4 protein-coding genes are annotated in these 4,183 nt (G+C 70.6%); all 4 read left to right on the forward strand.

Going from position 1 to position 4,183, the window contains the following annotated elements:
* Nucleotides 1-53 precede the first annotated feature (53 nt).
* The gene (locus A6A27_RS47370; RefSeq protein ID WP_198940212.1) at nt 54-266 is read left to right on the forward strand and encodes a zinc ribbon domain-containing protein; all 213 of its coding nucleotides are present in this window, start codon (nt 54-56) and stop codon (nt 264-266) included.
* A gap of 236 nt (nt 267-502) precedes the next feature.
* Nucleotides 503-2,098 (forward strand): S8 family serine peptidase, encoded by a 1,596-nt coding sequence (locus tag A6A27_RS06445; protein ID WP_073833624.1) that lies wholly within the window; start codon nt 503-505, stop codon nt 2,096-2,098.
* 14 nt (nt 2,099-2,112) lie between these two features.
* The gene (locus A6A27_RS06450; RefSeq protein ID WP_158073960.1) at nt 2,113-3,285 is read left to right on the forward strand and encodes a S8 family serine peptidase; all 1,173 of its coding nucleotides are present in this window, start codon (nt 2,113-2,115) and stop codon (nt 3,283-3,285) included.
* Between the two features lie 355 nt (nt 3,286-3,640).
* A partial coding sequence (locus A6A27_RS47375) for a zinc ribbon domain-containing protein (protein WP_443189952.1) occupies nt 3,641-4,183 on the forward strand: 543 nt, incomplete at its 3' end.

A 4,183-nucleotide genomic window follows, 5' to 3' on the forward strand; every position in this document is an offset into this window, starting at 1 on the left:
ACCTCGCCCGACTCGCCCTGGCCGCATGAACCCGGCAATAAGCCAGCAGGATCATGCTGGAGTACAAGGCCACCTGGTACGGGCGTGAGGTGATCCCCGTCGACCGGTGGTTGCCCTCGTCCAAAACCTGCTCCGGGTGCGGGCGGATCAACACCACCCTCGCCCTCAACGTGCGCGCTTGGACGTGCCCGGGTTGCGGGGTTGAGCATGATAGGGACATCAACGCTGCTCGCAACATTCTCGCCGCCGGGCTGGCGGAGAGGTGAAACGCCTGCGGAGCTGATGTAAGACCTCAAGAAAAGATCCTCCCGGCAAGGCAGTCGGCGATGAAACAGGAAACCTCACGGGCGACCGTGAGAATCCCAGCCCCTTTCAGGGCCGGGAGGATGTCAACCGAGGTCTGGATTCTTCGCCGCTGGGTTGAACTGTGCCACGTCTCGGCCCGTAGTCCTGTCGTGCGTGGCCGTCGCTGGCCTGCGCTCTTCAGCGAGGGGGACTGGCGGTGGCCGCGAAGCGCCTTGACTGGACCGGGGTGCTGTGGTGCCTGGTCAGCGCCATGGCGGTGGCTCTGCTGGGCGGTGCTGGACCGGTGCTGGCAGCGCCCGTCCCAGGTGACCAGCAGTACGCGAAGTACTACGTCGTTGGCGACTCCTACCAGGGTCAGCCTGAGAACCTGTCGGAGATCGCCAGTCGCTTCCTCGGCACCGCCGATCGGGTGCCCGAGGTGTTCAATCTCAACGCCGGCCGGCGGCAGCCCGACGGCGGCATACTCACCGATTCGCGGGTGCTGCCCCCGGGCTGGCAGATCGTGCTGCCGTGGGATGCCGCCGGGGAGGGGGTTCAGTACGGGCTGCTGCTGGACCCGTCAGGCGCCCCCGCGAACCCACAGCCGGGGAAGCCGGCCGTGCCTCCTGCCACGATCGGCGCGCCTCCTCCCACCGCTGGCGGCGGGTGCGCCACGACGCACGCCGGTGGCGAGATGTCCAACTGGGCGCAGCGCGCCGTGGTGGCCGACGTCGCCTGGCAGACCACCAAGGGGAAGGGGATCATGGTTGCGGTCGTGGACTCCGGCGTGGATGCCGGCGTGCCGCAACTCGCCGGCCGGGTGGCGGTTGGCGCCGACATCACCGCCGGGTCCAACCGCGGTAACGTCGATTGTCTCGGCTCCGGGACGGCCATGGCCGGCATCATCGCGGCGGCTGGCAGCGCCGAGGGCGGGCCGATCGGCCTGGCGCCGGAGGCCACCGTCCTGCCTATCCGCGTGGTCACGACCGCGCCTGGCGTCAAACCGGCCGACGCCGCGACCGCCGTTGAGGTGGCGGTCGCGGCCGGAGCAAAAGTCATCGCGCTGGGCTCCCACGTCGATCTCGCGGCGCCGCCTGTCGCCGCAGCGGTCGACGTCGCGCTCGGTCACGGCGTGCTTGTCGTGGCTGGTGCCCCGGTGGCCGACCAGCCCGGCACGGCCGCCAACAGGTCCGCCTCACCATCTACAGTGGATGCCTCCGGCGCACTGCTGCACGTCGGCGCTGCTGGCGAGAGGCGGTGGCCGGCCGAACACTACCGCCCGGGTACCGTGGATTTGCTGGCACCGGGCGTCGGCGTGACCAGCGTGGGCATCGGCGGGAGCGGTGTGCGGGCCGTCAGCGGCACCCCGTACGCGGTTGCCGCTGTGGCCGGCGTCGCCGCGCTGGTGCAGTCGGCGCACCCGAACCTGACGGCTGCCCAAGTGGCATACCGGATCAAGGTGACCTCGATGTCGCTCGGCAGCGCGGTGCCCGACGCCACGACCGGCTGGGGCATGGTCAACGCCCAGTCCGCGGTCACGAATGTGCTGTCTGAGGAGGGCCACGACGTGCGGCCGGCGGCCGTGACCGGCAAGAGCGGGTCCGCTGGCGGTCTCGCAGTAGCGGCACTCGTCGCTCTGGTCATGGTCGTCCTAGCCGCCGGCGCGGTGCTGGCCGGCCAGGCTCGCCGCGCGCGGCTCGCCCGCGCCGACGCAGAGGTAGCCAGCGAAGCAGGCCCTGCCGCCACCGAGGAGAAAGAACCGCCGCGTGGTGACGGGCGCCGCGATGAGCCGTACTCCGGAAAAGACAACTGACGATGCCTCGTCGGGTGTCGCGGACGCTGCTGGCCAGCCTCGCCGCCGTGGCGCTGGCCGCCATGCCCGCCACGGCGCACGCGGCGGGTGATCCGCCCGCGCTGCCCTCCGGTACGGGCTCCTGCGTGGGGGAGTCACCCGTGGTGGCCAGTACGCCACCGTGGCCGTTGAGGCGGCTGGCCCCATCTAACGTCTGGCCGCTGACCCGCGGCGACGGCGTCCTCGTCGCTGTGCTGGACACCGGGGTGAGCGCGACCGCCGGCGGCCTCACTGGCGGAGTCGTACGGTCCGGCATCGACGTGGTGACTTCTGGACGTGCCGACCGGGACTGCCTCGGTCGCGGGACTGCCCTGGCCGGCATCGTGGCCGCCCGTCCGGTGAGCGGCAGCGCGTTTGTTGGCGTCGCACCGGGTGCCACCGTACTGCCGGTGCGGATCGTGGACAGTAAGGGCCAAATCCCGCCAGGTGCGATCGCGAAGGGGATCCGGGCGGCGACCGCGGCCGGCGCGGACGTGATCCTGCTCGCGGTTGGCACGAGCGCCCCGGACACCGACCTGACGTCGGCCGTACGAACCGCGGTGGCCCAGGACATCGTGGTCGTCGCCGCCGTGTCCGACCAGAAACCGTCGGGAACCGTCGGCCAGGGCGCGCCGCCGTGGTATCCGGCCGCTGACAACCAGGTCCTCGGAGTCGGGGGCGTCGGCCCAAATGGGGTGCCGACCCAGACCTCGTCACCGGAGGCGGGCGTGGACCTACTCGCCCCCGGCGCCGGCGCGGTCAGCGTGGCCCCGCACGGACACGGTCATTACTCGGTCGGCGGTCCGGCGGTCGCGGCGGCGTACGTTGCGGGCGCGGCGGCCCTCGTTCGCGCGTACCACGCGGAGTTGGACCAAGCCGAGGTTCGGCACCGGCTGGAGCTGACCGCCGAGCATCCGCTTGACGCGCAGCAGGCATCGGCGGCGGAGTACGGCACGCTTGACCTGTACGCCGCGGTGAGTGCCCTCGATATCGCGGCGAGCCCGCTGCCGGCGAGCCAGCCGCAGCCGGTCATCCTGCGCACTGCGGCGACGGATCGGGTGAAAGTCATCGCCGGGCTCGTTGCCGCCGGTACGGTTGCCATGGCCGCCCTGGCGTACGTGTCGGCGGTCGTGATCAAGTGGGGACGGCGGCGCCGGTGGCGTCCGTGACGACCGCCCGGTCGCCGCGGTGCTTACGATTTCCCGTATCCAGCTCCGCGAGGTGTGACGAAGGTTGGTAGGGCACAAAGGCCGTCTTGGGTGGATGAATTTGGAGCTGGTTGGGACTACTTTGTCCGCGCATGGCCGCCGCTGGTCGTCCTTGATGGCGGCGAAGTTGCCGAGGATCTGGTGCGGGACATGGTGGAGGTGCTCACCTCGTTTTGTGCTGCCTGTACGGCCGCCGCTCGGCTCGTGACCGGGTGCGGAAGGCGTTGGAGGCGGCCCGGCGTGGGTGACCTGCGTCCGATCGTCCGCCGGAGCCCTCCGACTCCACTCCGATGGGCGGATCGCCGCTTTGGGGCTGGTGGCCAGGTCCGGGCGGCTGGGATCCTCGTCAAACAGCACCGCCTGCGGCGCCTGTCCGAGCGGCTGCAGGGCCAAGGCCGACCACTACCAATGGCTCGGCGGCGTCGACTCGCGGCAGTGGATCAGGCGATCGCCGCCCGGGCGAGCGTCATCTATCTGGAAGACCTGCGGTCGATGGAAGCACGGGGCATGGGTCGCTCACAACGCGCGCCTGTCGCAGCAGGTACGCGGGAAGATCGTCGACCGGATGTGTCATCTCGCCGCTGAGACCGGTGTCGCCGTAGTCGTCGTCCCTGCCCGCAACACGTCCAAGCTGTGCCCGCAGTGCCGCACGTTGCTGCAGCATCGTGAGGCCCACTTCCAGCCCACGGTGGCGGGCTGGAAGTGGGTCATCTGCTCCAACCAGTCCTGCCGTTGGCAGGGTGACCGCGACCACGGATCCTGGCGGCGCATCGCTGCCCGCGGCCTGACCCATGAGGCCAGAAACCGTCACCGACAAGACCAGCGGACACCTAGACGATCTATTCCAAGGGATGCGGGG

It is taken from the genome of Micromonospora sp. CB01531, from assembly GCF_001905095.1.
GTDB lineage: Bacteria > Actinomycetota > Actinomycetes > Mycobacteriales > Micromonosporaceae > Micromonospora.